3 protein-coding genes are annotated in these 3074 nt (G+C 68.0%); all 3 read left to right on the forward strand.

Translation table 11 applies throughout. The annotated features are described in order from the left end of the window. Nucleotides 1–293: 293 nt before the first annotated feature. The 3 genes from ACGFIS_RS37400 to ACGFIS_RS37410 all read left to right on the forward strand — a co-directional run bounded on the left by ACGFIS_RS37400 (nt 294) and on the right by ACGFIS_RS37410 (nt 2825). Nucleotides 294–1109, forward strand: a complete 816-nt coding sequence (locus ACGFIS_RS37400) for an SDR family oxidoreductase (RefSeq protein WP_392974007.1) — start codon at nt 294–296, stop codon at nt 1107–1109. Nucleotides 1110–1285: 176 nt separating this feature from the next. Next, nucleotides 1286–1753, forward strand: a complete 468-nt coding sequence (locus ACGFIS_RS37405; protein ID WP_392897732.1) for a MarR family winged helix-turn-helix transcriptional regulator — start codon at nt 1286–1288, stop codon at nt 1751–1753. Nucleotides 1754–2033: 280 nt separating this feature from the next. After that, nucleotides 2034–2825, forward strand: coding sequence for an aldo/keto reductase (locus ACGFIS_RS37410; protein ID WP_392899552.1), 792 nt, complete (start codon nt 2034–2036; stop codon nt 2823–2825). The last annotated feature ends 249 nt before the right edge of the window (nt 2826–3074 follow it).

A 3074-nucleotide genomic window follows, 5' to 3' on the forward strand; every position in this document is an offset into this window, starting at 1 on the left:
CTCATCGCCATGGCCGCCCTCACCCGCGGCGGCCTCTGCCCACCCCTCCCCGGACGAACCTGATCACTCACCCACGGAAACAACACAAGGGCCCCGATGCCGCTCCCGTCCACATTTTCGAATGAGCCGTCCTCCCGGACGACCGGCCAGAAGACCGCTGCCTTGTGGCGAAGTAGGGCCTGAGAAATCGACCTGCTTGTCCCGTTCCGGGAACTCGATTGACAGGCTGAGCCTGTCGGTCATGTGGGGCTTCGTCGTTGTTCACCCGGACCTCGCAGTCGTGTGATGGAGGCATGAAGACGTGGTTCATCACCGGAACGTCCCGCGGTCTCGGCCGCGAGTTGACCGAACAGCTACTCGCCCGCGGCGACCGTGTCGCCGCGACCCTCCGCGACCCGAGCCGCCTCGCCGGACTGGCCGAGTACGGCGACCGGCTGTGGGTGCGTCCGCTGGACGTGACCGACACCGTCCGTCTGCGCGAGGTCGTGGACGCCGCGTTCGCCGACCTCGGCCGCATCGACGTCGTCGTCTCCAACGCCGGGTACGGGGTGGTCGGGGCCGCCGAGGAACTCACCGACGACCACATCGACGACCTGATCGCCACCAACCTGACCGGCTCGATCCAGCTCGTCCGGGCGGTCGTTCCGCACCTTCGCGCCCAGGGTGGAGGCCGGATCCTGCAGATGTCCAGCATGGGCGGCCACATGGCCTTCCCCGGCTTCTCGCTCTACCACACCACCAAATGGGGCATCGAGGGCTTCTTCGAGGCGCTGGCCCCCGAGCTGGAGCCGTTCGGCATCAAGACCACCCTGGTGGAGCCCGGCATGGTCCGTACCTCGTTCTACTCAGCTGTGCAGCGGGCCGCCGTCCACGCGGCGTACGCGTCCAGTCCGGTCATCATGCGCGGCGACAGGGTGCCCGTGGACGACATGCCCGGCGATCAGGCCAAGGTCGCGGCCGCGATGCTCGACGCCGCGGCTCTCGACGTCCCGCCGCGCCGCCTGCTGCTGGGCTCGGACGCCTATGGACAGGTTCACGCGGCCTTGAGCGACCGGCTGGCGGACGTCGAGTCCCAGAAGGACCTGGCCCACTCGACGGACGTGACCTGACGGCCGCACACCGGCCGTCAGTCGAGCGTGTGCCCCGGGCATCGTCCCGGGGCACACGGGCGCGGGCCGACTCCGGCTCCAGGTGGACGGCCTCGGCGGATTGCGTCTTGCGGAGGAAAGTATAGTCACTGACATTGATGATCAAGGCTAGTGATTATGCTTTCCGGGAGGCATTCATGAACGCGGAGCGCAGAACACCCGACCTGGGCATGCTGGCCGGCCAGCTGATGCGGGCGCTGCAGGAGGAGCTGTTCCAGCGCCTGGCCGAGCAGGGGCACCCGCACGTCCGGCCACGGCACGGCACCGTCCTGGCGTTCCTCGACCCCGCCGGCGTGCGCGCCACCGAACTGTCGGCTCGGTCCGGGCAGCACAAGCAGATCGTCGGCACGATCGTGGACGAACTCGTCGAGCTCGGCTACGTCCGCCGCGAACCCGACCCCACCGACCGCCGCGCCAAGCGGATCGTCCCCACCGAGCGTGGCCTCGACGAGGTCGCCAAGGCCCGAGCCATCCTCGCCGACATCGAGCAACGCCACCGGCGGACGCTGGGCGAAGAGCGCTTCGACGCCTTCAAGGACGCCTTCCAGGAAGTCGCCCGCAATCAACGCACTCGCGAGACCGCCGAAACCCACCCCGCATCATGAACACCGTGGATCCCGACCGCCGAATCAGCCGACCGTCGGTGGGCTGGGAAGCCTGCTGGTGCAGCCGGTCCGGTCCGGCGTCGGTCTGATCCGATCCGGGTCGGGGTCGGGGTCCGGGTCGGTGTCGGTGTCGGTGTCGGGAAGACGCTGTTGATCGGGTGAGTCAGGAGTTCCCTGCTGGGCAGGGGGTCTCCCAGTGCGCAGCCGAATAGCCCAAGGGCACCAGAGGGGGACGGAGACCGTGACCGTACCGAACGTTGATCTCATTGACGGGGCCGCGATGCCGCAGCTCGGATTCGGGGTCTTCCAGGTCCCCGACGACGAGGCAGAACGCGCGGTGGAGACGGCGCTGGAGAACGGTTACCGCAGCATCGACACGGCCAGTGCCTACGGCAACGAGGAGGGCGTTGGGCGGGCCCTGCGTGGTTCGGGTGTGCCGCGCGACGCGCTGTTCATCACCACCAAGCTGTGGAACAGCGAGCACGGATACGACAACGCACTTCGGGCCTGCGACGCGAGCTTGTCCCGCCTCGGTCTCGACCAGCTGGACCTTTACCTGATCCACTGGCCGATGCCGGACCGCGGCACCTACCTGGAGACGTGGCGGGCGCTGGAGAAGCTCAAGGAGGACGGGCGTGCCCGTTCCATCGGCGTGTCCAACTTCACCGTGGAGACGCTGAGGCGGGTCATCGATGAGGCGGACGTCGTCCCGGCCGTCAATCAGATTGAGCTTCACCCGTACTTCCAGCAGGACGGGTTGCGCGCCTTCCACCGGGACCACGGCATCCGCACCGAGGCGTGGGCGCCGCTCGGCCAGGGCCGAGGGTTGCTGGACGATCCGGCGTTCGGCCGGATCGCGCGTGACCACGGCCGCACCCCGGCGCAGGTCGTTCTGCGGTGGCATCTGCAGATCGGCAACGTGGTCATTCCGAAGTCGGTGACGCCGTCCAGGATCGCCGAGAACATCGACGTGTTCGGCTTCGAGTTGTCCCCGGACGACATGAAGGCGATCGGTGAGCTGGATAAGGGCATCCGCGTCGGCCCCGACCCCGCCACCCTCAACAGCGGCTGACCCCGTGGTTGGTCGGCCCATGATTCGCTGACCCGTGCTTGGCTGATGCTGTGGGTCGGGCGGCGCTGTGGTCGGGTGGTGCTGTGGGTCGGGCGGTGCTGTGGTCGGGTGGTGCTGTGGGTCGGGCGGTGCTGTGGTCGGGCGGCGCTGTGGTTGGTACGCCCCGGCGATTTTGGAGACTATCTCGCGTGTCCGACTGCCATTAGCCTAGCAGCTGCATGGTCGTCACGAAACCTTTCTTCGTACTCT

This window comes from Spirillospora sp. NPDC048824 (genome assembly GCF_043198455.1).
GTDB lineage: Bacteria > Actinomycetota > Actinomycetes > Streptosporangiales > Streptosporangiaceae > Spirillospora.